Source organism: Serratia sp. CY52157 (assembly GCF_052168495.1).
GTDB classification, from domain to species: Bacteria; Pseudomonadota; Gammaproteobacteria; order Enterobacterales; family Enterobacteriaceae; genus Serratia; species Serratia ureilytica.
The window spans coordinates 1,309,050-1,332,649 of the sequence record NZ_JBJNMO010000001.1 but is presented as its reverse complement, the minus strand read 5'-3'; the positions used below and the strand labels follow the sequence as shown (position 1 = coordinate 1,332,649).

The 23,600-nt window shown below is 62.1% G+C and carries 28 protein-coding genes; 11 read left to right on the top strand and 17 right to left on the bottom strand.

Features of this window, described 5'->3' with window-relative positions; translation table 11 throughout:
* Positions 1 to 16 precede the first annotated feature (16 nt).
* Entirely contained in the window at positions 17 to 670 is a 654-nt protein-coding gene (gene flgA, locus ACJ8IP_RS06380; protein WP_033650864.1) for a flagellar basal body P-ring formation chaperone FlgA, read from the bottom strand.
* Positions 671 to 830: 160 nt separating this feature from the next.
* Between flgA and flgB the strand changes: the two genes are divergently transcribed.
* The 11 genes from flgB (at position 831) to flgL (ending at position 10,906) form a co-directional block, all read left to right on the top strand.
* Complete coding sequence (gene flgB / locus ACJ8IP_RS06375) at positions 831 to 1,244, top strand: flagellar basal body rod protein FlgB (RefSeq protein ID WP_164106758.1); 414 nt, start codon at positions 831 to 833, stop codon at positions 1,242 to 1,244.
* 5 nt (positions 1,245 to 1,249) lie between these two features.
* A complete protein-coding gene (gene flgC / locus ACJ8IP_RS06370) occupies positions 1,250 to 1,654 on the top strand; it encodes a flagellar basal body rod protein FlgC (RefSeq protein ID WP_004934826.1) in 405 nt (134 codons plus the stop codon).
* 12 nt (positions 1,655 to 1,666) lie between these two features.
* Positions 1,667 to 2,344 (top strand): flagellar hook assembly protein FlgD, encoded by a 678-nt coding sequence (gene flgD / locus ACJ8IP_RS06365; RefSeq protein WP_046896594.1) that lies wholly within the window; start codon positions 1,667 to 1,669, stop codon positions 2,342 to 2,344.
* Between the two features lie 54 nt (positions 2,345 to 2,398).
* The gene (gene flgE, locus ACJ8IP_RS06360; protein ID WP_094142807.1) at positions 2,399 to 3,622 is read left to right on the top strand and encodes a flagellar hook protein FlgE; all 1,224 of its coding nucleotides are present in this window, start codon (positions 2,399 to 2,401) and stop codon (positions 3,620 to 3,622) included.
* A 12-nt stretch (positions 3,623 to 3,634) separates the two neighbouring features.
* On the top strand, positions 3,635 to 4,390 hold the full coding sequence (locus ACJ8IP_RS06355) for a flagellar basal body rod protein FlgF (protein ID WP_033643521.1): 756 nt from the start codon (positions 3,635 to 3,637) through the stop codon (positions 4,388 to 4,390).
* Positions 4,391 to 4,408: 18 nt separating this feature from the next.
* Entirely contained in the window at positions 4,409 to 5,191 is a 783-nt protein-coding gene (flgG, locus tag ACJ8IP_RS06350; RefSeq protein ID WP_004934819.1) for a flagellar basal-body rod protein FlgG, read from the top strand.
* An 83-nt stretch (positions 5,192 to 5,274) separates the two neighbouring features.
* Positions 5,275 to 5,976 (top strand): flagellar basal body L-ring protein FlgH, encoded by a 702-nt coding sequence (flgH, locus tag ACJ8IP_RS06345; RefSeq protein WP_004934817.1) that lies wholly within the window; start codon positions 5,275 to 5,277, stop codon positions 5,974 to 5,976.
* Positions 5,977 to 5,986: 10 nt separating this feature from the next.
* The gene (locus ACJ8IP_RS06340; protein ID WP_004934816.1) at positions 5,987 to 7,087 is read left to right on the top strand and encodes a flagellar basal body P-ring protein FlgI; all 1,101 of its coding nucleotides are present in this window, start codon (positions 5,987 to 5,989) and stop codon (positions 7,085 to 7,087) included.
* Positions 7,087 to 8,031, top strand: a complete 945-nt coding sequence (gene flgJ / locus ACJ8IP_RS06335; RefSeq protein WP_033643520.1) for a flagellar assembly peptidoglycan hydrolase FlgJ — start codon at positions 7,087 to 7,089, stop codon at positions 8,029 to 8,031. The genes ACJ8IP_RS06340 and flgJ overlap by 1 nt, the downstream gene beginning before the upstream one ends.
* Positions 8,032 to 8,237: 206 nt before the next feature.
* Positions 8,238 to 9,887, top strand: a complete 1,650-nt coding sequence (gene flgK / locus ACJ8IP_RS06330; protein ID WP_033643519.1) for a flagellar hook-associated protein FlgK — start codon at positions 8,238 to 8,240, stop codon at positions 9,885 to 9,887.
* A gap of 59 nt (positions 9,888 to 9,946) precedes the next feature.
* Positions 9,947 to 10,906 (top strand): flagellar hook-associated protein FlgL, encoded by a 960-nt coding sequence (gene flgL, locus ACJ8IP_RS06325; RefSeq protein ID WP_033643518.1) that lies wholly within the window; start codon positions 9,947 to 9,949, stop codon positions 10,904 to 10,906.
* A gap of 187 nt (positions 10,907 to 11,093) precedes the next feature.
* Here flgL and ACJ8IP_RS06320 read toward each other — a convergent pair whose 3' ends face one another.
* The 16 genes from ACJ8IP_RS06320 to fliF form a co-directional block, all read right to left on the bottom strand.
* Positions 11,094 to 11,420 (bottom strand): hypothetical protein, encoded by a 327-nt coding sequence (locus ACJ8IP_RS06320; protein WP_033650866.1) that lies wholly within the window; start codon positions 11,418 to 11,420, stop codon positions 11,094 to 11,096.
* A gap of 14 nt (positions 11,421 to 11,434) precedes the next feature.
* Positions 11,435 to 11,701 carry a hypothetical protein gene (locus ACJ8IP_RS06315; protein ID WP_038876860.1) on the bottom strand — a complete coding sequence of 89 codons (267 nt, stop codon included), beginning with the start codon at positions 11,699 to 11,701 and terminating at the stop codon, positions 11,435 to 11,437.
* 358 nt (positions 11,702 to 12,059) lie between these two features.
* On the bottom strand, positions 12,060 to 12,194 hold the full coding sequence (gene sra / locus ACJ8IP_RS06310; protein ID WP_004934807.1) for a stationary-phase-induced ribosome-associated protein: 135 nt from the start codon (positions 12,192 to 12,194) through the stop codon (positions 12,060 to 12,062).
* A 355-nt stretch (positions 12,195 to 12,549) separates the two neighbouring features.
* Positions 12,550 to 13,332: a flagellar biosynthetic protein FliR gene (gene fliR / locus ACJ8IP_RS06305; protein WP_442524333.1), complete on the bottom strand. Its 783-nt coding sequence runs from the start codon at positions 13,330 to 13,332 to the stop codon at positions 12,550 to 12,552.
* A 2-nt stretch (positions 13,333 to 13,334) separates the two neighbouring features.
* On the bottom strand, positions 13,335 to 13,604 hold the full coding sequence (gene fliQ, locus ACJ8IP_RS06300) for a flagellar biosynthesis protein FliQ (RefSeq protein WP_004934803.1): 270 nt from the start codon (positions 13,602 to 13,604) through the stop codon (positions 13,335 to 13,337).
* A gap of 21 nt (positions 13,605 to 13,625) precedes the next feature.
* Positions 13,626 to 14,387 (bottom strand): flagellar type III secretion system pore protein FliP, encoded by a 762-nt coding sequence (gene fliP, locus ACJ8IP_RS06295; RefSeq protein ID WP_033632755.1) that lies wholly within the window; start codon positions 14,385 to 14,387, stop codon positions 13,626 to 13,628.
* Positions 14,384 to 14,788, bottom strand: coding sequence for a flagellar biosynthetic protein FliO (fliO, locus tag ACJ8IP_RS06290; RefSeq protein WP_033650868.1), 405 nt, complete (start codon positions 14,786 to 14,788; stop codon positions 14,384 to 14,386). Before fliO ends, fliP begins: the two co-directional genes overlap by 4 nt.
* A complete protein-coding gene (gene fliN / locus ACJ8IP_RS06285; RefSeq protein ID WP_004934799.1) occupies positions 14,788 to 15,204 on the bottom strand; it encodes a flagellar motor switch protein FliN in 417 nt (138 codons plus the stop codon). Before fliN ends, fliO begins: the two co-directional genes overlap by 1 nt.
* Positions 15,197 to 16,201: a flagellar motor switch protein FliM gene (gene fliM / locus ACJ8IP_RS06280; RefSeq protein ID WP_004934798.1), complete on the bottom strand. Its 1,005-nt coding sequence runs from the start codon at positions 16,199 to 16,201 to the stop codon at positions 15,197 to 15,199. Before fliM ends, fliN begins: the two co-directional genes overlap by 8 nt.
* 5 nt (positions 16,202 to 16,206) lie before the next feature.
* Positions 16,207 to 16,692, bottom strand: coding sequence for a flagellar basal body-associated protein FliL (fliL, locus tag ACJ8IP_RS06275; protein ID WP_033643515.1), 486 nt, complete (start codon positions 16,690 to 16,692; stop codon positions 16,207 to 16,209).
* 165 nt (positions 16,693 to 16,857) lie between these two features.
* A complete protein-coding gene (locus ACJ8IP_RS06270; protein WP_442524332.1) occupies positions 16,858 to 18,087 on the bottom strand; it encodes a flagellar hook-length control protein FliK in 1,230 nt (409 codons plus the stop codon).
* Positions 18,084 to 18,530 carry a flagellar export protein FliJ gene (gene fliJ, locus ACJ8IP_RS06265; protein ID WP_033643513.1) on the bottom strand — a complete coding sequence of 149 codons (447 nt, stop codon included), beginning with the start codon at positions 18,528 to 18,530 and terminating at the stop codon, positions 18,084 to 18,086. Before fliJ ends, ACJ8IP_RS06270 begins: the two co-directional genes overlap by 4 nt.
* A 20-nt stretch (positions 18,531 to 18,550) precedes the next feature.
* Positions 18,551 to 19,912: a flagellar protein export ATPase FliI gene (fliI, locus tag ACJ8IP_RS06260; RefSeq protein WP_004934781.1), complete on the bottom strand. Its 1,362-nt coding sequence runs from the start codon at positions 19,910 to 19,912 to the stop codon at positions 18,551 to 18,553.
* The gene (gene fliH, locus ACJ8IP_RS06255; protein ID WP_033643511.1) at positions 19,912 to 20,616 is read right to left on the bottom strand and encodes a flagellar assembly protein FliH; all 705 of its coding nucleotides are present in this window, start codon (positions 20,614 to 20,616) and stop codon (positions 19,912 to 19,914) included. The genes fliI and fliH overlap by 1 nt, the downstream gene beginning before the upstream one ends.
* Entirely contained in the window at positions 20,609 to 21,601 is a 993-nt protein-coding gene (gene fliG / locus ACJ8IP_RS06250; protein WP_004934775.1) for a flagellar motor switch protein FliG, read from the bottom strand. Before fliG ends, fliH begins: the two co-directional genes overlap by 8 nt.
* The gene (fliF, locus tag ACJ8IP_RS06245) at positions 21,598 to 23,292 is read right to left on the bottom strand and encodes a flagellar basal-body MS-ring/collar protein FliF (protein ID WP_033650870.1); all 1,695 of its coding nucleotides are present in this window, start codon (positions 23,290 to 23,292) and stop codon (positions 21,598 to 21,600) included. Before fliF ends, fliG begins: the two co-directional genes overlap by 4 nt.
* Positions 23,293 to 23,600 lie beyond the last annotated feature (308 nt).

Below are 23,600 nucleotides of genomic sequence, written 5' to 3'. Positions count from 1 at the left end.
CGGAACCTTTACTTTTTTATAACGTAATGCGAATCGCGCCGTCGTCCCCGACCACGCCGCTGACGATTTGCCCGGACGCCATGCGCACGCGCACGCTGTCTTCGGCGGCGGCGTTGTTCATCGCCTTGCCCGCGCCGCTAATGCTGAATCCTTCGCCCTGTGCATTGACCTGCACCGGTTGCCCGGCCTTGATAATCCAGGCCCGGCGCAGCATGGCGAGGGTCAGCGGCTGGCCGGGGCTGATGTTGCGCAGGCTGACGGCGCCTAATGCTTTGCCCGCTTCGGTCAGCGCGCGCGGCGGCAGGGTATCGAGCCGACCTTCTTTCAACGTCAGGTCCGCCGCCGTCAACCGGCTGCCGGCGGTGATGCCGCGCGCCGAAACGAGATAGCGGCCGAACACCTGCACCTGCGTCTGGATAAAACGCCGCTCCTGGCCACAGCGCGCCGAAATGCTGACGTTGCCGCCGATCCGCGCGTTGGGCGGCAGCGACAGCTGCGGCAGTTCGCAAGCGGGCCATTGGTTCGGCGGCGTGCGCACCCGCACTTTTACCTGTACCGGTTCGCCGCTGAACTTGCCTTGGATGAAGCTTTCGATTTGCGTCGCCAGATCGTCGGCGCGCGCGTTCAGACTGCACAGCAGGCCGATAAGCAGCAGCATTTTACCTTTCATCGTCATCTTCTCAAGCTTCATCGGGATACGCGTAAGTGTACCCGCAGCGCGCGCAGGCTAAGCAGATAAATAGCGCCCCATTTTGCGTTTATTCCCGCGATAGGGTAGCGCGGGGGGCGTTTATGCTGTCGACTCCAAATTCTAACCTCGCGGAGGGAGCATGCTCGACAAACTGGACGCGGCTCTGCGCTTTGGCCAAGAGGCGCTGAACTTGCGCGCCCAGCGGCAGGAAATTCTGGCCGCCAACATCGCCAACGCAGACACACCGGGTTATCAGGCGCGGGATATCGATTTCGCCAGCCAATTGAACAAAGTGATGGAGCAGGGGCGCGTCAGCGGCAACGGCATGGCGCTCAACCTGACGGCGGCGCGCCATATCCCGGCGCAGACCCTGCAGCAGCCGCAGCTCGAACTGCTGTTCCGGGTGCCGGATCAGCCGTCGATGGACGGCAACACGGTGGACATGGATCGCGAACGCACCAACTTTGCCGATAACAGCCTGAAATATCAGACCGACCTGACGCTGCTCAACGGTCAGATCAAAGGGATGATGTCCGTACTGCAACAAGGATAAGGCGCATGTCTTTACTGAATATTTTTGATATCTCCGGCTCGGCGTTATCGGCGCAATCCCAGCGCATGAACGTCAGCGCCAGCAACATGGCCAACGCCGACAGCGTGACCGGCCCGGACGGCGAACCTTACCGCGCCAAGCAGGTGGTGTTCCAGGTCGCGGCGGCGCCGGGACAGCCGACCGGCGGCGTGCGCGTTGCCCAGGTGGTGGACGATCCGGCGCCCGAGCGTCTGGTGTATCAGCCGGGCAACCCGCTGGCGGACGCCAAGGGGTATGTGCGCATGCCGAACGTCGACGTAGTGGGGGAAATGGTCAACACCATCTCCGCTTCCCGCAGCTATCAGGCCAACGTTGAGGTGCTTAACACCACCAAGTCGATGATGATGAAAACCCTGACGCTGGGTCAGTAACCGGAGGTTCCCATGGCTATCGCCGCAACCACGAACGAGTCGTTGGACAACACCGTCATCGGTAACAACAGCAAAAATACCAACAGCCAGGATCTGCACAACAGCTTCCTGACGCTGCTGGTGGCGCAGTTGAAAAACCAGGATCCGACCAATCCGATGCAGAACAACGAACTGACCTCGCAGCTGGCGCAGATCAACACCGTTCAGGGCATCGAAAAACTCAACACCACGCTGGGGTCGATCTCCGGCCAGATCAACAGCAATCAGTCGCTGCAGGCCACCGCGCTGATCGGCCACGGCGTGATGGTGCCGGGCAGCAACATTCTGGTCGGCAGCAAGGACGGCAAAGTCAGCACCACGCCGTTCGGCGTGGAACTGGAGCGCGCCGCCGACCAGGTAACCGCCACCATCACCAACGCCAGCGGGCAGGTGGTGCGCACCATCGAAATCGGCGGTCTGACCGCCGGCGTACATGCCTTCACCTGGGACGGTTCGCTGGATGACGGCTCCACCGCGCCCGACGGCGCCTACAAAGTGGCGATTAACGCCAAAGGCAACGGCGAGCAGTTGGTGGCGCGCAGCCTGCACTTCGGCTTGGTGAACGGCGTGATCCGCGACGGCAACGGCGCCAAGCTGGATCTCGGTCTGGCGGGCAACGCCACCCTGGAAGACGTGCGACAGATCTTATAACCCTAAGCATCAGGCTCAATCGGACGATAGCCTGACCACTATTCGGAGAATAACATGGCTTTTTCTCAGGCAGTCAGCGGCTTGAACGCGGCAGCAACCAACCTGGACGTGATCGGTAACAACATCGCCAACTCCGCGACTGCGGGCTTCAAATCCGGCAGCGTCTCCTTTGCCGACATGTTCGCCGGTTCACAGGTCGGTCTGGGCGTTAAAGTGTCCGGCATCACCCAGAACTTCAAGGGCGGCACCACCACCGGTACCAGCCGTGCGCTGGATGTGGCCATCAACGGCAACGGCTTTTTCCGCATGCAGGATAAAGACGGCGGCATCTTCTATACCCGCAACGGCCAATTCAAGCTGGACGAGAACCGCAATCTGACCAACATGCAGGGTCTGCAGCTGACCGGCTACCCGGCGGCCGGCTCCCCGCCGACCATTCAGCAGGGCGCCAACCCGGTGCCGCTGAGCATTCCTGAAGGCATGATGAACGCGAAAGCGTCCACCTCCGGCCAGATGGTCGCCAACCTGAAGTCGACCCATAAAGTGCCGGAGAACAAGACCTTCGATCCGACCAAGCAGGACAGCTACAACTACGTCAACACCATCACCGCCTACGACTCGCTGGGTAACGCGCACAACATCAACGCCTACTTCGTGAAGACCGAAGACAACAAGTGGCAGGTCTACACCCAGGACGGCAGCGCCGCGCCGGTTGACGCCGGCACCATGGAGTTCAGCACCAGCGGCAACCTGGTGAAAACCACCAGCACCAACGGCGCGCCGGGCGAGTTCAGCATGGTGATCCCGATGACCGCCAAAGACGGCGCGCCGGCGCAAAACTTCACCCTGAGCTTCGCCGGCAGCATGCAGCAGAACGTGGGCAGCGACTCGGTGAGCAAGGTCTCGCAGGACGGTTATGCCGCCGGTGAATACACCAACTTCCAGATCAACAACGACGGCACAGTGGTGGGCATCTACTCCAACCAGCAAACCCAGGTGCTGGGCCAGATCGTCATGGCTAACTTCTCCAACCCGGAAGGGCTGGCGTCGCAGGGCGATAACGTTTGGCAGGAAACCGGCGCGTCCGGTCAGCCGCGCGTCGGTCTGTCGGGCGGTGGCGGCTTCGGTAAGCTGACCAGCGGCGCGCTGGAGTCTTCCAACGTCGATCTGAGCCAGGAGCTGGTGAACATGATCGTCGCACAGCGTAACTATCAGTCCAACGCCCAGACCATCAAGACGCAGGACTCCATTCTGCAGACGTTGGTTAGCCTGCGCTAATAGGGTCGAGTTATGGATCACGCGATTTATACCGCGATGGGCGCGGCGCGCCAAACGCTGGAGCAGCAGTCCATTACCGCCAACAACCTGGCCAACGCGTCGACGCCGGGCTTTCGCGCCCAGCTCGCCGCGCTGCGCGCGGTGCCGGTTGACGGGCCGAGCCTGGCGACGCGCACATTGGTGGCCGCGTCGACGCCGGGCGCTGACATGAGCCAGGGGGCGCTGAACTATACGGCGCGCCCGCTGGACGTGGCGCTGCAGCAGGACGGTTTCCTGGCGGTGAGCCTGCCGGGCGGCGGTGAAGCCTACACCCGCAACGGCAACATCCAGATCTCCTCCACCGGGCAGTTGACGGTGCAGGGGCTGCCGGTGATGGGCGACGGGGGGCCGATCGAGGTGCCGCCGTCGGCGGAGATCACCATCGCCGCCGACGGCACCATTTCAGCGCTGAACGCCGGCGATCCGCCGAACACCATCGCGCAGATCGGCCGCCTGAAGCTGGTGAAAGCCGACGCGCGTGAAGTGATGCGCGGTGACGACGGGCTGTTCCGCCTGACGCCGGAAACCCAACAGCTGCGCGGCAATCAGTTGCAAAACGATCCGCAGGTGCGGGTGATGCCCGGGGTGCTGGAAGGCAGCAACGTCAAGCCGATGGAGACCATGGTAGACATGATCGCCAACGCCCGCCGTTTTGAAATGCAAATGAAGGTCATCCACAGCGTGGATGAAAACGAACAGCGTGCCAACTCACTGCTCTCAGTGAGCTAAGCAGCAAGGAAATAACCGATGATTCCATCCTTATGGATTGCCAAAACCGGTCTGGACGCGCAGCAGACCAACATGGACGTGATCGCCAACAACCTGGCGAACGTCAGCACCAACGGCTTCAAACGCCAGCGTGCGGTATTTGAAGATCTGCTGTACCAGACCATGCGTCAGCCGGGGGCGCAGTCCTCTGAGCAGACCACGCTGCCTTCCGGTCTGCAGATCGGCACCGGCGTGCGTCCGGTGGCGACCGAGCGGCTGCACAGCCAGGGCAACCTGTCACAGACCAACAACAGCAAAGACGTCGCCATCAAGGGGCAGGGGTTCTTCCAGGTGATGTTGCCGGACGGCACCCAGGCCTACACGCGCGACGGCTCGTTCCAGATCGATCAGAACGGCCAGTTGGTCACCTCCAGCGGTTTCCAGGTGCAGCCGGCGATCACCATTCCGGCTAACGCGCTGTCCATCACCGTCGGCCGCGACGGCATCGTCAGCGTCACCCAGCAGGGGCAAACCGCCGCCCAGCAGGTGGGTCAACTGACGCTGACGACCTTTGTCAACGACAGCGGTCTGGAGAGCGTGGGCGAGAACCTGTATCAGGAAACCGAAAGCTCGGGCGCGCCGAACGAGAGCACGCCGGGGCTGAACGGCGCCGGTCTGCTGTATCAGGGCTACGTGGAGACCTCCAACGTTAACGTGGCGGAAGAGCTGGTCAACATGATCCAGACTCAGCGCGCTTACGAGATCAACAGCAAAGCGGTATCGACTTCCGATCAGATGCTGCAAAAGCTGACGCAACTGTAATCTGTCATTGACGGGCCCGGCTTGCCGCGCCCGTCATTCTCTTTCGTGAAACAAAGGCGATACCCGTGGTAACCACATATTCGATGGCAATCCTGCCGCGGCAGGGACAACGCTGGCTGGCGGGAATGGTGATGCTGACGCTGAGCGGCTGCGCTTATATTCCGCATAAACCGCTGGTGGACGGTGCGACCACGGCGCAGCCCGCGCCGGCCAGCGCGCCGATGCCGAACGGCTCGATCTTCCAGACGGTGCAGCCGATGAACTACGGCTATCAGCCGCTGTTCGAAGACCGCCGTCCGCGCAACGTCGGCGACACCCTGACCATCGTGCTGCAGGAAAACGTCAGCGCCAGCAAGAGCTCCTCCGCCAATGCCAGCCGCAACGGCGCCAGCAAGTTCGGCGTCGCCACCTCGCCGCGTTACCTTGACGGCCTGTTGGGCAATGCGCGCGCCGATATGGACATTTCCGGCGACAGCACCTTCGGCGGCAAGGGCGGGGCCAACGCCAACAACACCTTCAACGGCACCATTACGGTGACGGTCAACCAGGTGCTGGCCAACGGCAACCTGCACGTGGTGGGGGAAAAGCAGATCGCCATCAACCAGGGCACCGAATTCATTCGTTTCTCCGGCGTCGTCAACCCGCGCACCATCAGCGGCAACAACTCGGTCACCTCGACGCAGGTGGCGGACGCGCGGATCGAATACGTCGGCAATGGCTATATCAACGAAGCGCAGACCATGGGCTGGCTGCAGCGCTTCTTCTTAAATGTTTCACCGTTCTAAGGATTGACTGATGCTGAAAAAATGGTTTATCGCGCTGTGCGTCGGGCTGGTGTGCTTGCCGGCGGCGGCGGAGCGCATCCGCGATCTGGTGACGGTGCAGGGCGTGCGAGACAACGCCCTGATCGGCTATGGCCTGGTGGTGGGGCTGGACGGCTCCGGCGACCAGACCATGCAGACGCCGTTCACCACCCAAAGCCTGAGCAACATGCTGTCGCAGCTGGGCATCACCGTGCCGCCGGGCACCAACATGCAGCTGAAAAACGTGGCGGCGGTGATGGTGACCGCCAAACTGCCGCCGTTCTCGCGCGCCGGGCAGAACATCGACGTGGTGGTCTCATCAATGGGCAACGCCAAGAGCCTGCGCGGCGGCACCTTGCTGATGACGCCGCTGAAAGGCGTGGATAACCAGGTCTATGCGCTGGCGCAGGGCAACGTGCTGGTCGGCGGCGCGGGCGCGGCGGCCGGCGGCAGCAGCGTGCAGGTCAATCAACTGGCGGGCGGGCGCATCAGCAACGGCGCCACCATCGAGCGCGAGCTGCCGACCACCTTCGGCAGCGGCGGCGTACTCAACCTGCAGCTGAACGACGAAGACTTCACGCTGGCGCAGCAGATCAGCGACGCCATCAACCGCCAACGCGGCGGCGGCACCGCGACGCCGCTCGACGCCCGTACGATCCAGGTGCTGGTGCCGCAGGGCAACAGCTCTCAGGTTCGCTTCCTGGCGGAGATTCAAAACATCACCGTCAACGTCGGCGCAATGGACGCCAAAGTGATCATCAACTCGCGCACCGGGTCGGTGGTGATGAACCGCGATGTGATCCTCGATTCCTGCGCCGTCGCCCAGGGCAACCTGTCGGTGGTGGTCGATCGGCAAAATACCGTCAGCCAACCGACGACGCCGTTCGGCGGCGGCCAGACGGTGGTGACGCCAAACACCCAGATCTCGGTGCAACAGCAGGGCGGGTCGCTGCAGAAGGTGAACGCCAGCGCCAACCTGAACAACGTCATTCGCGCGCTGAACGCGCTGGGCGCCACGCCGATCGATCTGATGTCGATCCTGCAGGCGATGCAGAGCGCCGGCTGCCTGCGCGCCAAGCTGGAAATCATCTGATGGCGGGCGATCTGATGGCGATGTCGGGCGCGGCCTATGACGCCCAGGCGCTGAATGGCCTGAAGCGCGACGCGGCGGCCGACCCGCAGGGCAACCTCAAGCAGGTGGCCCAGCAGGTGGAAGGCATGTTCGTGCAGATGATGCTGAAAAGCATGCGTTCCGCCTTGCCGCAGGACGGGGTGTTGAGCAGCGATCAAACGCGGCTCTATACCTCGATGTACGATCAGCAAATCGCCCAGCAGATGTCGCAAAAAGGGCTGGGGCTGGCCGACATGATGGTCAAGCAGATGAGCAACGCCAACGCGGTGCCGAGCGAAACCGCGGGCATGTCGCCGATGGCGCTGGACAACGAGGTGCTGCAAACGCTGCCGAACCAGGCGCTGGAGCAGATGGTGCGCCGGGCGATGCCGAAAGCCCCGCCGGCCGCCGCGCCGCTGTCGCTCAACAACGGCAACTTCGTCGCTCGTCTGTCGATACCGGCGAAGGTCGCCAGCCAGCAGAGCGGCATTCCGCATCAGCTGATCGTCGCGCAGGCGGCGCTGGAATCCGGCTGGGGGCAGCGCGAGATCCCAACCTCAGACGGCACGCCGAGCTACAACCTGTTCGGCATCAAGGCCGGCGGCAGCTGGAGCGGGCCGGTGACGGAGATCACCACCACCGAGTTCGAACAGGGCGCGGCGAAGAAGGTGAAGGCGAAGTTCCGCGTTTACGGGTCGTACGTCGAAGCGATCGCCGATTACGTCAAACTGCTGACCAACAACCCGCGCTACGCCGACGTGGCCGCCGCGCGCAGCCCGGAGCAGGCGGCACATGCGCTGCAGCGCGCCGGGTACGCCACCGATCCGCAGTACGCCAGCAAGTTGGTCAGCGTGATTCAGCAGATGAAGAGCGCGGGGGAACAGGCGGTGAAAGCTTACACCCACGATCTGAAAGATTTGTTCTAAATCCCCGTCATTCTTGACGCCGCTGCGGCGCCAATTATTTAGGGGGTAGGCGGCAATGGAGGCTCGCTGGATGCTGGCCACATTGCCGCTTTTTTTCCTCAAGTTCTTCTCATTTTTGCCGATAACCGAAACAGGCTGAGCGAACAGGCTCAGCAGCTCAATTAAGAACCCTGTGGGCCACCGGCGCCGCAGCATAAGGAATTCCGATGTCCAATAGCTTAATCAATACCGCGATGAGCGGGCTGAATGCGGCTCAGGTGGCGCTCAGTACCGTCAGCAACAACATCTCCAACTACAATGTGGCGGGCTACAACCGTCAGACCGCGATCCTGGCGCAGAACGGCGGCATGGCCACCATGAGCGGCTTTATCGGCAACGGCGTGACCGTCACCAGCGTTAACCGCGAGTACAACCAGTTCATCACCAACCAGCTGCGCGGCGCGCAAAGCGCGTTCGGGGCGCAAAACGCCTATTACGAGAAGATTTCGCAGATCGACAACCTGTTGGCGAGCAAGACCAACCCGCTGTCGACCAACATGCAGGATTTCTTTACCAACCTGCAGAACCTGGTGAGCAACGCCGGTGACGACGCCGCGCGCCAGACGGTGCTGGGCAAGGCCAACGGCCTGGTGAACCAGTTCAACAACACCGACAAATTCCTGCGCGACATGGACAATGGCGTCAATCAGCAGATCAGCGATACGGCGCAGCAGATCAACAGCTACGGCCAACAGATCGCCAAGCTGAACGACGAGATCACCCGTTTGCGCGGCAGCGCCGGCGGCGAACCGAATGCGTTGCTGGATCAGCGCGATCAGCTGGTCACCGAATTGAACCAGCTGGTGGGCGTACAGGTCACGCAACAGGACGGCGACGCCTATACCGTTTCCTTCGCCAACGGTTTGACCCTGGTGCAGGGCAGCAATACGTATCAGGTGGAAGCCGTGCCTTCCAGCAGCGATCCTTCCCGTCTGACCATCGGCTATAACCGCGGCAACGGCGCCAGCGAAGTGCCGGAAGGCCAGATCACCAGCGGCACGCTGAGCGGCGTGCTGAAATTCCGCAGCGAAACGCTGGACGGCGTGCGCAATCAGCTGGGCCAGTTGGCGCTGGCGATGGCGGACAGCTTTAACCAACAGCATCGCGCCGGCTTCGATCTGAACGGTGACGCGGGCGGCGACTTCTTCAGCTTCAGCGGCGGCCGGGTGGTGGATAACACCCGCAACACCGGCGACGCGTCGCTGTCGGTCTCTTACACCGATACCGGCAAGGTGAAGGCCAACGATTATCGCGTCGAGTTCGACGGCAGTAACTGGCAGGTCAGCCGCCTGCCGGACAACGTGAAAGTCAACGCGACGCCGGGCACCAGCGCCGACGGTAAACCGACGCTGAACTTCGACGGGTTGGAAGTGAGCATCGACGGCAATGCGCAGGCCAAAGACAGCTTCACCGTGAAACCGGTCAGCGACGTGGCGGGTAACCTGAAAGTGGCCATCACCGATTCGTCCAAGATCGCCGCCGCCGGTAAAGACGACAGCGGCCGCGGCGATAACGAGAACGCCAAGAAACTGCTGGATCTGCAAACCAAAAACCTGGTGGACGGCAAAGCGACCCTGAGCGGCGCTTACGCCGGCATCGTCAGCGGCGTCGGCAACCAGACCGCCGCCGCCAAGGCCATCGCCACGTCGCAGGCCAAAATCGTCACCCAGCTGGGCGCGCAACAGCAGTCGATGTCCGGCGTCAACCTTGACGAAGAGTACGGTGAACTGCTGCGTTTCCAGCAGTACTACATGGCCAACGCGCAGGTGATTCAGACCGCCAGCTCGCTGTTCGACGCGCTGCTGAACATTCGTTGATTTCATTGTTAATCGGCGCCGATAACGGCGCCGGTCGCTCAGAGTAAGGAACCCACAGCATGCGCATGAGTACCGGCATGATGTACCAACAAAACATGAACGGCATCACGGGCAACCAGTCGCTGTTCATGAAGGCCGCCGAGCAGCTTTCCTCCGGCAAGCGAGTGATCAACCCGTCCGACGATCCGTTGGCGGCGTCGCGCGCGGTGATGCTGTCGCAGTCGCAGGCGGAAAACAGTCAATACACGCTGGCGCGCACCTTCGCCCGTCAGAACGTGTCGATGGAAGAAACGGTATTGGCCGGCGCGACCTCCACCATCGCGGACATGAAGGCGTTGATCGTCAACGCCGGCGGCACCGAAAGCGATAACGATCGCCAGTCGCTGGCCACCCAGCTGCAGGGGTTGAAAGATCAGCTGCTGAACCAGGCCAACAGCACCGACGGCAACGGCCGCTATATGTTCGGCGGGTATGTGAACGACAAGGCGCCGTTCGTCGACAACGGCGGCACCGTCAGTTACCAGGGCGGCGACAAGACGGTTGAGCAGAAAGTGGACGCTAACCGCACCATGACCATCGGCCATACCGGCAACGCGGTGTTCATGTCGTTGACCAGCAATCCGAAGCCCGAGCCGGACGGCAGCGCGCCGGTCAGCAACGTATTCGAGAGCATCGATATTGCGCTGAACGCGCTGAAAACCCCGCTGCAGGGCGCCGACGAGGCCACCAAGCAGCAGGTGAACGATGCGCTGGCGAAAGCCAACCGCGGTCTGGACAACTCCTACAACAACGTGCTGAGCGTGCGCGCCGAGCTGGGCAGCCAGCTGCAGGAGATGGACCAGTTGGACAGCATCGGTAAAGAGCGTGACATGACCAATCAGATCCAGATGAGCGCGCTGACGGATGCCGACCTGGCCGAGTCTATCTCGTCCTACTTCATGCAGCAGGCGGCGCTGCAGGCGTCGTACAAAACCTTCAGCGATATGCAGGGCATGTCGTTGTTCCAGATGAATCGTTAAGAGCAATACCCCGTTGCCTGACCGCGACGGGTTTCCCTTTAGTGCGCTTAGAAAACGCCTTCTCCGCCCCGCGGGGAGGGAGGCTTCTTGAAACCGGGCGCACTCGTTTGGCGCGTCGCTCGTTCTCCCACTACTGACTGAGTGACGCGCCTTTTTTTGTCTGCGTGTTCCCCATTCACCTTAAGCCTTAGCGGAAAGGCACGCCGCGATCGTTGCCGGACCCTTTAGTGCATTGACTGCCTATGTTGACGAAGGCTGAGGCCGCCGCAGTGCCAATCGCACTGCCGTTACGGCTGGCCAGGGCGCCGGCCATGGCAATGGCACCGGTAACCACCGAGCCGGTACAAGGATCCTGAAATAGCCCATAGCCTTTAGCCGCCCAATTAGGCTGGAAGCCGTTCGCCTGCGCGCCGTAGGAGCTTCGGCCATAGTCGCGATCTCGGTCGCCGCCGTTATTGCCGTCGCCGGCGCCGCCCATCCGTTGCATTTCTTCGCTGGCCAGTTCTCTCAACATAGGTCGATCTCCTGTTAACGCGACTTGGCGTTATTTTTAGGGTTGTTGTTTTCGATTTGAGGCTTGCGGCTCTCATTGAACAGCCACCGTATTGGCGTATAGAGGCACTCGGCCAACTTCAATGAGCCAAATAAAGTAAACGGGATGATGACGAAACTATCGACGCCAGGCGGAAGAACAAATAACCCCCAGGAAAAGCCCAGCGTATTTAAAATAGTGCTCATGATCAAAAGGGCGATGCCGCTGATGAATAAATCACTCAGCTGGAATTTTATCTTCATATTTACACCGATTATATTTGGGCGAGACTTGCAGTGTGCTGTCTGCAAGGTTTCTTCCAATATAACGCTGGGGGAATAAGGTGGGAAATCGATTTTTCTTGTCAGTGAATAAATAAGAGATGTGAGTAAAGCAAATTATTAATGCATTATCTTTAAATTTAGCGTGTCAGCGAGGGCGACGCGCTGCATTATTTCATTCCTGACAATGAAATGTACAGGATGTCGACATGGCTTGCCGACGGGTGATTAATGCCGGTTACGGCAGGAGCCGGGTTGCCGTCCCGGTGCTGCGTCGAATGGCGCAGCAGAGGCCGGATACGGGCGCAACCCGGAATGTTTTGCTAAAAACCGTACGGGATTATTTCTTTTTCTTCACCACTTTCCATTTTTCACCGGCGGCCGTTTCGCTGATGGCAACTTTAAATTTGTTGCTTTTCCAGTGGGCCATACCGAATAACCGGCGTGCTTTGCGGTTGCTTTTCGCTTTAATCATGATCTCGCTCCTGTAGTTAGCAAAGGTCGATGCTGCGCCCTGCAGCCGGCAGGCTGCCGGACGCATTTATTCAGGGGGTAAGTTATCTGCCGCGCATTTAACTCTGCGCGGCTGCGTTATTTTATTTTTCTCTAACCAATAAGTTTATATTATCGCCGCGGGCGACTGACGGGGTGCGGGCGATATTTTTTCTACCGGGTCTATTTTAGGTCGGGGTTTTATTTATTCAAGCCGCCGGAGACATTTGGACCTTAATCCGGATAAAAGACGTTTCTCAGGCTTTTGTCCCAAGAAAGCGTTTTTATTGCCATTTTGTCTCAGGCGGAAGAGGGGGAAAGGAAGGGGCCGCAGGGGCTCAGAAGGTCATGCCGCCGATCACCGCCGCCAGTCGATCGAAGATTTCACCGAACAGGTGCTCACAGAACGGCGCCAACATCGGCATCATCATGCCCAGCGTCATGATGCCGAAGGTCATGGTGACCGGGAAACCGATCACGAAGACCGACAGCTGCGGCGTCATGCGGTTGAGCAGGCCGAGCGCCATGTTGAGCGTCAACAGCAGGCAGATCAGCGGCAATGCCAGCATCATGCCGTTGATGAAGATCAGCGAGCCGACCTGAGTCAACACCAGGAAGCCGTTGCCGTTCAGCGGCTGCGTTTGGATCGGCAGGGTATGGAAGCTGTCCGCCAGCAGCGAAATCAGCCACAGATGGCCGTCAAAGCTGAGGAACAGCAACATCGCCAGCAGGTTGAGCAGGCGCGCCAGCACCGGCATGTTCGGGCCGCCGCTGGGATCGAAGAAAGTGGCGAACGACAGTCCCATCTGCATGCCGATCACTTCCCCCGCCAGGCGCACCGCCGCGAAGGCGAACTGCACGGTCAATCCGAGCGCCACGCCGATCAGAATCTGCTGAATCGCCAGCCACAGGCCGGCGGCGGAGAAGATGGGAATATTGCTGGCGGGCAGCGTCGGCGCAATCAGGATGACGATCAGCCCGCCAAGGCCGATTTTGACCTTTTTGCTGATTTGCTTTTCGCTGAATATCGGCGCGGTGCTTATCAGCGCCAGAATGCGCAGCAGCGGCCAAAAGTAGTGGCTGAGCCAGACGGTGAGCTGGGCGCTGTCGAAGGTGAGCACGGTCAGCCGATCAGGGTAGGCAGGTTGCTGAACAGGGTGCGCATGTAGTCCAGCAACAGATTCAACATCCAGGGACCGGCGATGATGATGGTGGCCACCACCGCCAGAATTTTAGGGATGAACGACAGCGTCATTTCGTTGATCTGGGTGGCGGCCTGCAGCAGGCTGACGACCAGGCCGCTGATCAGCGCCGCCAGCAGCAGCGGGGCGGCCAGCGCCAGCGCGACTTTCATCGCCTCGGTGCCGAGCGCCATAACCGATTCAGGTGTCATCTCGCTTTCTCCGGTCAGGGGTTACGAATAGAAGCTCTGCGCCAGCGAGCCGAGCAGCAGCTGCCAGCCATCGACCAGCACGAACAGCATCAGCTTGAACGGCAGCGAGATGGTGGCGGGCGGCACCATCATCATCCCCAGCGCCATCAGCACGCTGGCGACCACCAGGTCGATAATCAGGAACGGAATGAACACCGTAAAGCCGATCTGGAAGGCGGTTTTCAGTTCGCTGGTGACGTAGGCGGGCAGCAGGATGCGCATCGGCACCGCTTCCGGGCCGGCCAGCGGCGGCTGATTGGCCAGCCTGGCGTACAGCGCGAGATCGGTTTCGCGCGTTTGACGCAGCATGAATTCGCGCAGCGGCTGCGCGCCTTTATCCAGCGCGACTTCCAGCCCGATTTTGTCCTGGCTGAACGGCAGATAGGCATCCTGATAAACCTTGTCGAACACCGGCGACATGATGAAGAAGGTCAGGAACAGCGCCAGCCCCAGCATCACCTGGTTCGGCGGCGCCGACGGCGTGCCCAGCGCGTTGCGCAGCAGGCCGAGCACGATGATGATGCGGGTGAAGCTGGTCATCATCAGCAGCATGGCCGGCAGGAAGGTCAGCGAGGTCAACAGCACCAGCGTCTGCACCGGCAGCGACCAGCTCTGGCCGCCGTTGGCCAGCGGCTGGCTGATCAGCCCCGGCAGTTGCGCGAAAGCCGCCGGGCTGATGAACAGCAGGGCGGCAGGGAGCCAAACCGCCGGGCGGCGGACGAGGGTATGAAGAGTCGAGGTCATGCCGATTTTTCCGGGCGTTTCAGAACTTTTTGCATCAGTTGGCGGAAGTCCGCCGGTGTCGCCGCGTCGGCCTCGCCTGCGTCTTTCGGCGGAGCGGGCAGGGTGTGCAGCGGGGTGATCTGCTGGGCGGTGACGCCCAATACCAACAAGGTGTCATCGACTTCCACCACCACCACGCGCTCGCGCTGCCCGACCTGGCAACTGGCGCGCAGGTTAAGCAGTTTGTTGTTGCGCGCCTGCGGGGCGAAACCCAGCCGACGGAACAGCCAACCGGCCAGCAGGATCAGCAGCAGAATGCCGCCGAGCGCGCTGCTGACCTGCATCAACACCGAACCGGCCGGCAGGGCCGGCGCGGCGGGCGGTTGGGTGCTTTGGACGGTAACGGGCGCCGCGGCGGTCATCAGCGGCTCAGTCGACGCATGCGTTCGGATGGGGTGATGATGTCGGTGATGCGCACGCCGAACTTGTCGGCCACCACCACCACTTCACCTTGCGCGATCAGGTAACCGTTGATCAGGATATCCAGCGGTTCGCCGGCCAGGCCGTCCAGCGCCACCACCGAGCCTTGCGACAGGCGCAGCAACTCTTTGATGGTCATCTTGGTGCGCCCCAGTTCCACGGTCAGCTTGACCGGAATATCCAGGATCAGGTCGATATCCTGCAGGCTGCCGAGCGCATCCTGAGCTTCCAGCGACTTGAACACCCCTTCGGTGCTCGCGCCGGATTTCTCTGAAGACTGCTGCTCGTTAAACGCATCAGCCCACAGATCGTCTACGGATTCCTTTCCTTCGCCAGACGGTTGCTTAGGATCACTCATTGGGCTGTTCCTCACTCAGAGCATTCAAAATAGGGTTAATCAAATGTTCAACACGCAGGGCGTATTGCCCGTTTAACGTGCCGTATTGGCTGGTCAGAACCGGTACGCCGTCCACATGGGCGATCAGGCGTTCCGGCTTGTCTATCGGTAATACATCGCCCGGTTGCAGCTTCAGGACTTTCGACAGCCGCATCGGGATATCGACGAAGTTGGCGATCAGCTCCAGTTCGGAGTGCTGCACCTGCTTCACCAGCGTTTCGCGCCAGTGGCTGTCTTCCTGCCGCGAATTTTCCAGCGGCGGGTTGGTCAACAGTTCGCGCAGCGGTTCGATCATCGCGAATGGAATGCAGATGTTGAACTCGCCGGTCAGCGCGCCGATCTCCACCTGGAACGGCGTGGTGACCACGATGTCGTTCGGCGAGGTGGTGATGTTGGTGAACTTCACCTGCATTTCGGCGCGCACGTACTCCACGTCGATCTTGTAGATGGCGCTCCAGGCGTCGCCGTAGGCGTCCAGCGCCAGGCGCAGCATGCGCTTGATCACCCGCTGTTCGGTCGGGGTGAACTCGCGGCCTTCGACCTTGGTCGGGAAGCGGCCGTCGCCGCCGAACAGGTTATCGACGGCGATGAACACCAGGCTCGGCGCGAACACGAACAGGGCAGTGCCGCGCAGCGGATTCAGGTGCACCAGGTTCAGGTTGGTCGGCACCGGCAGGTTGCGGGCGAACTCGTGATACGGCTGGATTTTGATCGGGCCGACGGTAATGTCCGGGCTGCGGCGCAGCAGGTTGAACAACCCCATGCGGAACTGCCGGGCAAAACGTTCGTTGATGATTTCCAGCGCGTGCAGTCGCTCGCGCACCACGCGGCGCTGGGTGTTCGGATCGTAAGGCTTGACCTCGCTCTCTTTGCCGACCACCGCTTCGGGTTCATCACCCGCGCTGTCGCCGTTGAGCAAGGCGTCGATCTCTGCCTGTGAAAGAATGCTATCGCCCATAGTGATTACCGCAGTATGAAGGCGGTGAACAGCACGTCGCTGACCACCTGCTTCGGTTGTCCCTTAACCAGCGGCGGGCTGAGCACGTCCTTAATCTGCGCCACCAGCTGTTGCTTCCCTTGTTCATTGGCCAACTGACTCGCTTCCTGACGGGAAAGCAGCATCAGCAAGCGGCTGCGCACCTCCGGCAGAAAATCGTTCAGCTGACGGCGGGTACTTTCGTCCGGCAGGCGCAGCGTGAGGCCGATATACAGCACGCGATCCGGGTTGTTGTCCGGCGTCACCAGGTTGACGGTAAAGGTGTCGAGCGGCATGAACACCGGCGCGGCCGGCGGTTGCTGTTTGACGGCGGCCGGTTCGGCGCCGTTTTTATGCTGTTGCAGCAGCCACCAGCTGTAGCCCGCGGCGCCACAGGCGACGACGCTGATCAATACCAGCAGGATGACCAGAAGGGGGCGTTTCGGTGCTGCCGGAAGGGAGTTCTGAGACATAGCCAAATCTAATTCCTGTTGTTCCACCCGCGGCCTGCGTGGCGGCGGGCATAGCGCGCGGCAAAGCCGCACGCATGACATGTAAAGGTATTATCGCGTCTATCGCGGCGTGCAATAGCCTGAATAGACGCGCAAATGGGTGCCAGCTTGGGCGTTTGCAGCGGCTCAGGCGAAAATATCGACGCCGTTGACCGCGCTGGCCATGCGCTGCAACGCCACCGGCGCGCTGACGCCGTCCGCGGCCGCAGCCTCGCCGCCAGCGTGATCAGCATAGCTGGAACGCCCCTGGCCATTGGAAGCCTGCTGCTGCGCCTGTTGCCATTGCGGGGTGGACTCGCCGCCCACGCTGCTCTGCCCCAGGTTGATGCCGCTCTCGGCCAGCGCGTGACGCAGCTGCGGCATCGCCGCTTCCACCGCAGCGCGCACCTGACCGTGGGCGGAGGCAATGTGCAATTGCGCCTGCTGATCGTCCAGTTTCAACGTGATCTGCAAGGCGCCCAGCTCCTGCGGGTGCAGGCGCAGCTCGGCGCTTTGCTGGCCGTTGCGGTGGAACATCAGCACCTGTTGGTTCAACGCCTGCTGCCATTCCGGGCTGCCCAGCTGCGCGTTTAACTGCGGCGTAGGCGGCGCCGTCACCAGCGCGCCGGCCGGGGCGGCCGTTTGCGTGGGGCTGGCGGCGGCCAGGGCGACGGCGTGATTGAGCGTCGTCGGCTGCTGCGTATCGCTCGCCGGCAGCGGTTGAGCGGCACTGGCGCGCTCGCCGCTGGTCGGCTGCGGGAGCGCCGCCGTGGCGCTATCGCCGTCCGGGGCAGGGTTTTTAGCGTTTGTCACCGTCGTGGCGGCTGACGCCGACGAGCGCGCGGCGGTGTTATCACCGGCCGCCGCGATGTTCAGCAGGCCGTTGCCGGGCTGCAGCGCGGTCGCATCGTCAGCGTTTTCCACCGGCAGCGGCCGCTGGCCGTCGGCCGGTTGAGTCTGGGCGACGATCGCGGCCGGCAGCATGGCGTACAGCGCCTGCAGCGTCGCGGCATCCAGCTCTTTGGCCGCGGCGATCGGCGGCTGCGCCGGTTTATCGCCGGCGACGGGCGCATCGGTCTCGGGGCGTTCAGATGAAAGCGCATCGGCTGAGATTGCCGGGTTCTGCAGCAGACCGCCGCGCTCGCCGAAGGCGGCCAGCAGTTGATTGAGCTGGTTGCGGCTCAGGGCCGGGGCGCGTTCATCGTCCGCGCTCAGCATGACCGGCGGCTGTTTGCCATCGGCGGCGGGCGCGAAACGCGCGCCGAGCAACTGGGCGAATGCCGTCGACAGTTGACTCTCATCCAGCGACGACGTCAGTTCAGCCAGGCCGCCGGCATCGCCGGGTAAGGCCAGGCCGGGCAGGGCGTTCAGATTCATGGGTTGATATTCCTTTGTGCACTGCGTTGAGCGAACTCATCCATCAGTTTTTGATCCCGTTTATTCTCCTGCTGCTGCTCCGCATTTAAGGCGCGGGTATGCAGGGTCTCGAAAGCGTTCAACCGCTGTTGTTTGTCTTGCCATTGCTTCACCGCATGATCCACTTTCTGCCCCCACTGCAGCAGCTGCTGGCGGTGCTGGTCGATGGCCTGTTCCAGCGTGCCGATAAACTGCTGGTAGTTTTGCCAGCGTGAGCTGTCCATGCCGTCGCAGAGCGTATGATTCAGCTTCTGGCGGTATTCGTCCTGATAGTTGAGCAGCATCGACAGCTGTTGCTCCGCCGCCTGCTGCGCCTGCCGAACCTGGCCCAGCTGTTGCGCGGCTTGTTCTACCGCGTCCTGCGCCAGATCGCGCAGGGTAATCAGGGGTGACTGTGATTTCATCGCTCTGCGCCTCTGTGACGTTAAACAATCAACTGCTGCAGCTGTTGACAGGCTTCATCATAGCCGCTGCGTTCAAAGATGCCCTGTTGCAGGTACGCCTCCATCTGCGGGTACAGCGTCATCGCTTTGTCCAGCAACGGATCGCTGCCGGCCGCGTAAGCGCCGACGCTGATCAGATCGCGGTTGCGCTGATAGCTGGCCAGCATCTGTTTGAAGGTGCGAACCCGGCGATAATGCTCCTCGTCGATCAGCGACGTCATGGCGCGGCTGATTGACGCTTCGATGTCGATAGCCGGGTAGTGGCCGGCCTCCGCCAGGCGTCGGGACAGCACCACGTGGCCATCGAGGATGGCGCGCGCCGAGTCGGCGATCGGGTCTTGCTGATCGTCCCCCTCGGTCAACACGGTGTAGAAGGCGGTGATGGAACCGCCGCCGCTGATGCCGTTGCCTGCGCGTTCCACCAGCGCAGGCAGCTTGGCGAAGACCGAAGGCGGATAACCTTTGGTCGCCGGCGGTTCGCCGATGGCCAGGGCTATCTCACGCTGCGCCATGGCGTAGCGGGTGAGGGAATCCATGATCAGCAACACGTGTTGCCCGCGATCGCGGAAATCCTCGGCGATGCGGGTGGCGTAGGCCGCCCCCTGCATGCGCAGCAGCGGCGACACGTCCGCCGGCGCGGCGATCACCACCGAGCGCGCCCGGCCTTCGGCGCCGAGAATGTTCTCGATAAAGTCTTTGACTTCGCGGCCACGCTCGCCGATCAGGCCAACGACGATCACATCCGCCTGGGTGTAACGGGCCATCATGCCGAGCAGCACGCTCTTGCCGACGCCGGAACCGGCGAACAGGCCCATGCGCTGGCCGCGACCGACGGTCAGCAGACCGTTGATGGTGCGCACTCCCACGTCCAGCACCTGCTCGATCGGCGTGCGCTGCAACGGGTTGAACGGCGCGGTGATCAGCGGCGCGCGGTAACCGGTTTCCGGCGACGGCAGGCCGTCGAGCGGTTTGGCGCTGCCGTCCAGCACGCGCCCCAGCAGCGCCGGGCCGAGCGGCAGCTGTTTGCCGGCGCTTTGGCCTTCCGGCGCGATGCGGGCGTAAACCCGCGCGCCCGGCACGATGCCTTCCACTTCTTCCAGCGGCATCAGGAACAGCCGCTGGCCGTTGAAGCCGACCACTTCGCTTTCCACTTCCTGCACTTCACCGGCGTCGTGCCGTTCGATGAGGCAGGTCGCCCCGAGCGGCAGCTGCAGCCCGGTGGCCTCCAGCACCAGCCCGGTGGCGCGGGTCAGGCGGCCGTAGCGGCGCACCGTCGGCGCGCGGGCGATGCGTTTTTCCAACGTATCCAGAGAGCTCAGCCAGCGGCCGAGACGCGCGGTCATCAGACTTCTCCCGGTGCCGCCAGGCGACACAGTTCATGCCAGCGCGTCGCCAGGCTGGCGTCGAGATCGCCTTCTTCGGCGCTGACCTTGCAGCCGCCCGGGTGCAGTTCGCCGTCCGCCAGCAGGCGCCAGCCGTGCAGGCTGAGGGTAACCCCCAGTTGCTGCTCGACGCGGGGGTAGTCGTCCGGGTGGACCCGCAGCTGCGGTTTGCCGTTGAACATCGGCTCCTGCTGGATCAGCTGTTGGATTTGCGCGAGCAGGGCGGTGCCGTCGCACACCGGCGGCTGGCCCAGCACCTGTTTGGCGGCGGTCAACGCCAGCTGCATCAGCCGGGAAGCGATCACGCTGTCGAGCGCGTCCAGCGTGTGCTGGAATTCGGTGACCAACTGTTGCCAGTGGGCGGTCAGCGGCTGTTGCTGCTGCTGCGCTTCCAGCAACCCTTGCTGACGGCCTTCTTCCAGACCGGACTGAAAGCCGGCCTCATAGCCTTTTTGCTGGCCGTCGGCATAGCCCAACTGCTGGCCCTGTTGCTCGGCCTGCAGCCGCAGCGTCGCCAACTGCTGTTGCAATTCGGCCTGCGCGTCCGGCGACGGATCGCTGTGTTCGAGATCCGGCAGCGGCGGCAGTTCGAACGCCGGTTTCTGTTCGCCCAAATCGTTGAGCGACCAGGGCTGCCAGGGCAGGGTGTTAATGCGATCAGACATAGGTGTCCTCGCCGCCGCCGATGATCATTTCGCCGGTTTCCGCCAGGCGTCTCACCACCAACAGGATGGCTTTCTGCTCGTTCTCCACCTGCGACATGCGCACCGGGCCACGGTTGGCCAGATCGTCGCGCAGGATGTCGGCGGCGCGTTGCGACATGTTCTTGAGGAACTTCTCGCGCAGCGGCTGTTCGGCGCCTTTCAGCGCGATCAGCAGCGACTCGCCTTCCACTTCTTGCAGCAGGCGCTGGATGCTGCGATCGTCGACTTCCACCAGGTTTTCGAACAGGAACATCTCGTCGATGATCTTCTGCGCCAGCTCGCCGTCGTATTCGCGCATCGCGTCGATGACCGCTTCTTCCTGCTGGGTTTTCATCAGGTTGATGATCTCGGCGGCGGTGCGCACCCCGCCCATTTTGCTGCGTTTGAGGTTCTGACCGTCGAGCAGGTTGTTCAGCACCTCGGTCAGCTCCGCCAACGCCGCCGGCTGCACGCCGCCGAAGGTGGCGATACGCAGCATCACGTCGTTGCGCAGGCGTTCGTCGAACAGGGCCAGAATATCCGCCGCCTGGCCGCGTTTGAGGTGCACCAGAATGGTGGCGATGATCTGCGGGTGTTCGTCGCGGATCAGGTCGGCGGCGCTCTGCGGCTCCATAAAGTTGAGCGTTTCCATGCCGGTGGTGGTCTCGCGCGATTCGAGAATGTCTTCCAACAGGCTGGCGGCGCGCTCTTCGCCCAGCGCCTTGACCAGCACCGAACGCAGATAGTCGCTGGCGTTGACGCTCAGCGCCGCGTATTGCTCGGCGTCGTCTTCAAACTCGGTCAGTATTTCGCCGAGCTGTTTGTGCGACACCTGGCTCATGCCGGCCATGGTGCCGCTCAGCAGCTGTACTTCGCGCGAGGAGAGGTGCTTGAATACCTCCGCCGCGCGATCTTCACCCAGCGTCATCAGCAAGATGGCGCTTTTGTCGGTTCCGGTCAGGCTCATATCTCGTTACTCATCCATTGGCGGATTACCAGAGCGACCACGCGCGGGTCTTTGTCAGCCAGATCGCGGATCCGCTGGCTCTGGACTTCTGCGCTGACGCGCTGCTGCGATTTACGACGCTGCGCCAGCTCCTCGTTGCTCGGTTTGCTGCTGTCGACCGCTTTGGCGGCAGGCGCGTTGGCGGCGGCGATGGCGGCCTGTTGCGCCGCCTGGCGCTGTTGCAGCTGCGGCCGCACCAGTTTGCGCCACAGCAGCCAGGCAACCAGCAGCACCAGCAGATAGCGGCCCGCGTCGATCAGGCGATCGATAAACGACTGGCTTTGCCAGAACGGCAGTTCGCCACCGGTCACCTGAGCGTCGGTAAACGGCGTGTTGACCACGTTCAGGGTATCGCCACGGCTGCTGGAGTAGCCCATCGCTTCACGCACCAGCGCTTCGATCTGCGCCAGCTGTTCTTTGCTCATCGGCTGCGGTTTGCCGTCTTTATCCGCGCCGAGGTAGTTGACCACCACGGCGACCGACAGACGCTGCACGGTGCCGGCTTTTTGCTGGGTATGGCGGATGGTGCGATCGAGCTCGTAGTTGGTGGTCGCGTCGCGACGGGTATTTTGCGGCACGCCGCTGGCCGCCGCGCTGCGGGTGGTCGCGGCGTTTTGCGCGGTGGCGTTGGCGTTATTGCCCGCCGCCGGCTTGGCGGTTTCAATCGGCGCCGTAGGCGGAGCGCTCGGTTGGTTGGACAGCGCGCCCGGCACACCGCCGACCTGCGGCCCGCCGATCTGCTCGCTCAGGCTGGTTTGCTGTGAGCGGATGGCGGCTTTATCCGGCTGCTGGTTAGGTTGGTACTGTTCATCGGTTTGTTCGCGCGTGGCGAAGTCGATCTGCGCCGTGACCTGCGCACGCACGTTGGCGCTGCCGACCACCGGGGCGAGGATCGCTTCGATGCGGCGCTGGAAGCCGTTTTCGACTTCGTTGGCGTATTTCAGCTGCGAAGCGTTGAGATCGCGCCCGGTGCCGTCGGACTGGGTCAGCAGGCGGCCGGCCTGATCGACCACGGTCACGTTGCCCGGCGGCAGACCGGCGACGCTGCTCGACACCATATAAACGATGGCGTTGATCTGGCCGTCGTCCAGCGCACGGCCGGGTTGCAGGGTCAGCGTTACCGAGGCGGAAGGGGATTTTTGTTCGCGCACGAACAGCGAAGGTTTAGGCAGCGCCAGGTGAACGCGGGCGTTTTGCACCGGCCCCAGCGACTCGATAGTGCGCGACAGCTCGCCCTCGAGGGCGCGCTGATAGTTAATCTGCTCGCTGAACTGGCTGATGCCGAATTTTTCCTGATCCAACAGTTCGAAGCCGACGGCGCCGCCTTTCGGCAGCCCCTGCTGCGCGAGGCGCAAACGGGTTTCATGCACCTTTTCCGCCGGGATCAGCAGCGCTGCGCCATTTTCGGCGAAGCGATAAGGGATATTCATCTGCGTCAGCTGGGTGACGATGGCGCCACCGTCGCGGTCGTTCAGATTGCTGTACAGCACGCGGTAGTCGGGGCTTTTCACCCACAACAGCAGTGCGACGACGATCGCGATCGCGGCGGAAGCGGCGACCAGCAACGGAATTTTCGGGTTGGCGCGCAGACGGTTCCAGATGGCCTGCAGGCCGTTGTCGCGGCTTTCGCCGGCGGTTATCGAAGCACTCATTTTAGGTCTCGTCCTTCAATGGCGCTCACGATCCCGTACGGGCCGCTGAGCAGCTCCCTGCCAGGCTGATGAACGGTATGGTTAGCGTTGTGTGACAAAACAGACTCCCTGATACACATATCTTCTAAATAGCGGCGCTCCCATTTCTGGGCAGGCCATTATTCGCCTTATCAGACAATTCCGATTGCCCGATAAGCCGGGTTTTTTGCAGTTAATTAACCGCTTTAGGTCCGAAAACGCTGTGCTAGGGTGTGCATCATTGGAGAAGTACAGGGTGAAAACGTCACCCGGCGAGACGAGAGGATTGA

Excerpts from the sequence above, each read along its gene's own strand:
- flgA (WP_033650864.1), bottom strand. The coding sequence starts at position 670 with ATGAAAGGTAAAATGCTGCTGCTTATCGGCCTGCTGTGCAGTCTGAAC.
- flgB (WP_164106758.1), top strand. The coding sequence starts at position 831 with ATGCTCGACAAACTGGACGCGGCTCTGCGCTTTGGCCAAGAGGCGCTG.
- flgC (WP_004934826.1), top strand. The coding sequence starts at position 1,250 with ATGTCTTTACTGAATATTTTTGATATCTCCGGCTCGGCGTTATCGGCG.
- flgD (WP_046896594.1), top strand. The coding sequence starts at position 1,667 with ATGGCTATCGCCGCAACCACGAACGAGTCGTTGGACAACACCGTCATC.
- flgE (WP_094142807.1), top strand. The coding sequence starts at position 2,399 with ATGGCTTTTTCTCAGGCAGTCAGCGGCTTGAACGCGGCAGCAACCAAC.
- ACJ8IP_RS06355 (WP_033643521.1), top strand. The coding sequence starts at position 3,635 with ATGGATCACGCGATTTATACCGCGATGGGCGCGGCGCGCCAAACGCTG.
- flgG (WP_004934819.1), top strand. The coding sequence starts at position 4,409 with ATGATTCCATCCTTATGGATTGCCAAAACCGGTCTGGACGCGCAGCAG.
- flgH (WP_004934817.1), top strand. The coding sequence starts at position 5,275 with ATGGCAATCCTGCCGCGGCAGGGACAACGCTGGCTGGCGGGAATGGTG.
- ACJ8IP_RS06340 (WP_004934816.1), top strand. The coding sequence starts at position 5,987 with ATGCTGAAAAAATGGTTTATCGCGCTGTGCGTCGGGCTGGTGTGCTTG.
- flgJ (WP_033643520.1), top strand. The coding sequence starts at position 7,087 with ATGGCGGGCGATCTGATGGCGATGTCGGGCGCGGCCTATGACGCCCAG.
- flgK (WP_033643519.1), top strand. The coding sequence starts at position 8,238 with ATGTCCAATAGCTTAATCAATACCGCGATGAGCGGGCTGAATGCGGCT.
- flgL (WP_033643518.1), top strand. The coding sequence starts at position 9,947 with ATGCGCATGAGTACCGGCATGATGTACCAACAAAACATGAACGGCATC.
- ACJ8IP_RS06320 (WP_033650866.1), bottom strand. The coding sequence starts at position 11,420 with ATGTTGAGAGAACTGGCCAGCGAAGAAATGCAACGGATGGGCGGCGCC.
- ACJ8IP_RS06315 (WP_038876860.1), bottom strand. The coding sequence starts at position 11,701 with ATGAAGATAAAATTCCAGCTGAGTGATTTATTCATCAGCGGCATCGCC.
- sra (WP_004934807.1), bottom strand. The coding sequence starts at position 12,194 with ATGATTAAAGCGAAAAGCAACCGCAAAGCACGCCGGTTATTCGGTATG.
- fliQ (WP_004934803.1), bottom strand. The coding sequence starts at position 13,604 with ATGACACCTGAATCGGTTATGGCGCTCGGCACCGAGGCGATGAAAGTC.
- fliP (WP_033632755.1), bottom strand. The coding sequence starts at position 14,387 with ATGACCTCGACTCTTCATACCCTCGTCCGCCGCCCGGCGGTTTGGCTC.
- fliO (WP_033650868.1), bottom strand. The coding sequence starts at position 14,788 with ATGACCGCCGCGGCGCCCGTTACCGTCCAAAGCACCCAACCGCCCGCC.
- fliN (WP_004934799.1), bottom strand. The coding sequence starts at position 15,204 with ATGAGTGATCCTAAGCAACCGTCTGGCGAAGGAAAGGAATCCGTAGAC.
- fliM (WP_004934798.1), bottom strand. The coding sequence starts at position 16,201 with ATGGGCGATAGCATTCTTTCACAGGCAGAGATCGACGCCTTGCTCAAC.
- fliL (WP_033643515.1), bottom strand. The coding sequence starts at position 16,692 with ATGTCTCAGAACTCCCTTCCGGCAGCACCGAAACGCCCCCTTCTGGTC.
- ACJ8IP_RS06270 (WP_442524332.1), bottom strand. The coding sequence starts at position 18,087 with ATGAATCTGAACGCCCTGCCCGGCCTGGCCTTACCCGGCGATGCCGGC.
- fliJ (WP_033643513.1), bottom strand. The coding sequence starts at position 18,530 with ATGAAATCACAGTCACCCCTGATTACCCTGCGCGATCTGGCGCAGGAC.
- fliI (WP_004934781.1), bottom strand. The coding sequence starts at position 19,912 with ATGACCGCGCGTCTCGGCCGCTGGCTGAGCTCTCTGGATACGTTGGAA.
- fliH (WP_033643511.1), bottom strand. The coding sequence starts at position 20,616 with ATGTCTGATCGCATTAACACCCTGCCCTGGCAGCCCTGGTCGCTCAAC.
- fliG (WP_004934775.1), bottom strand. The coding sequence starts at position 21,601 with ATGAGCCTGACCGGAACCGACAAAAGCGCCATCTTGCTGATGACGCTG.
- fliF (WP_033650870.1), bottom strand. The coding sequence starts at position 23,292 with ATGAGTGCTTCGATAACCGCCGGCGAAAGCCGCGACAACGGCCTGCAG.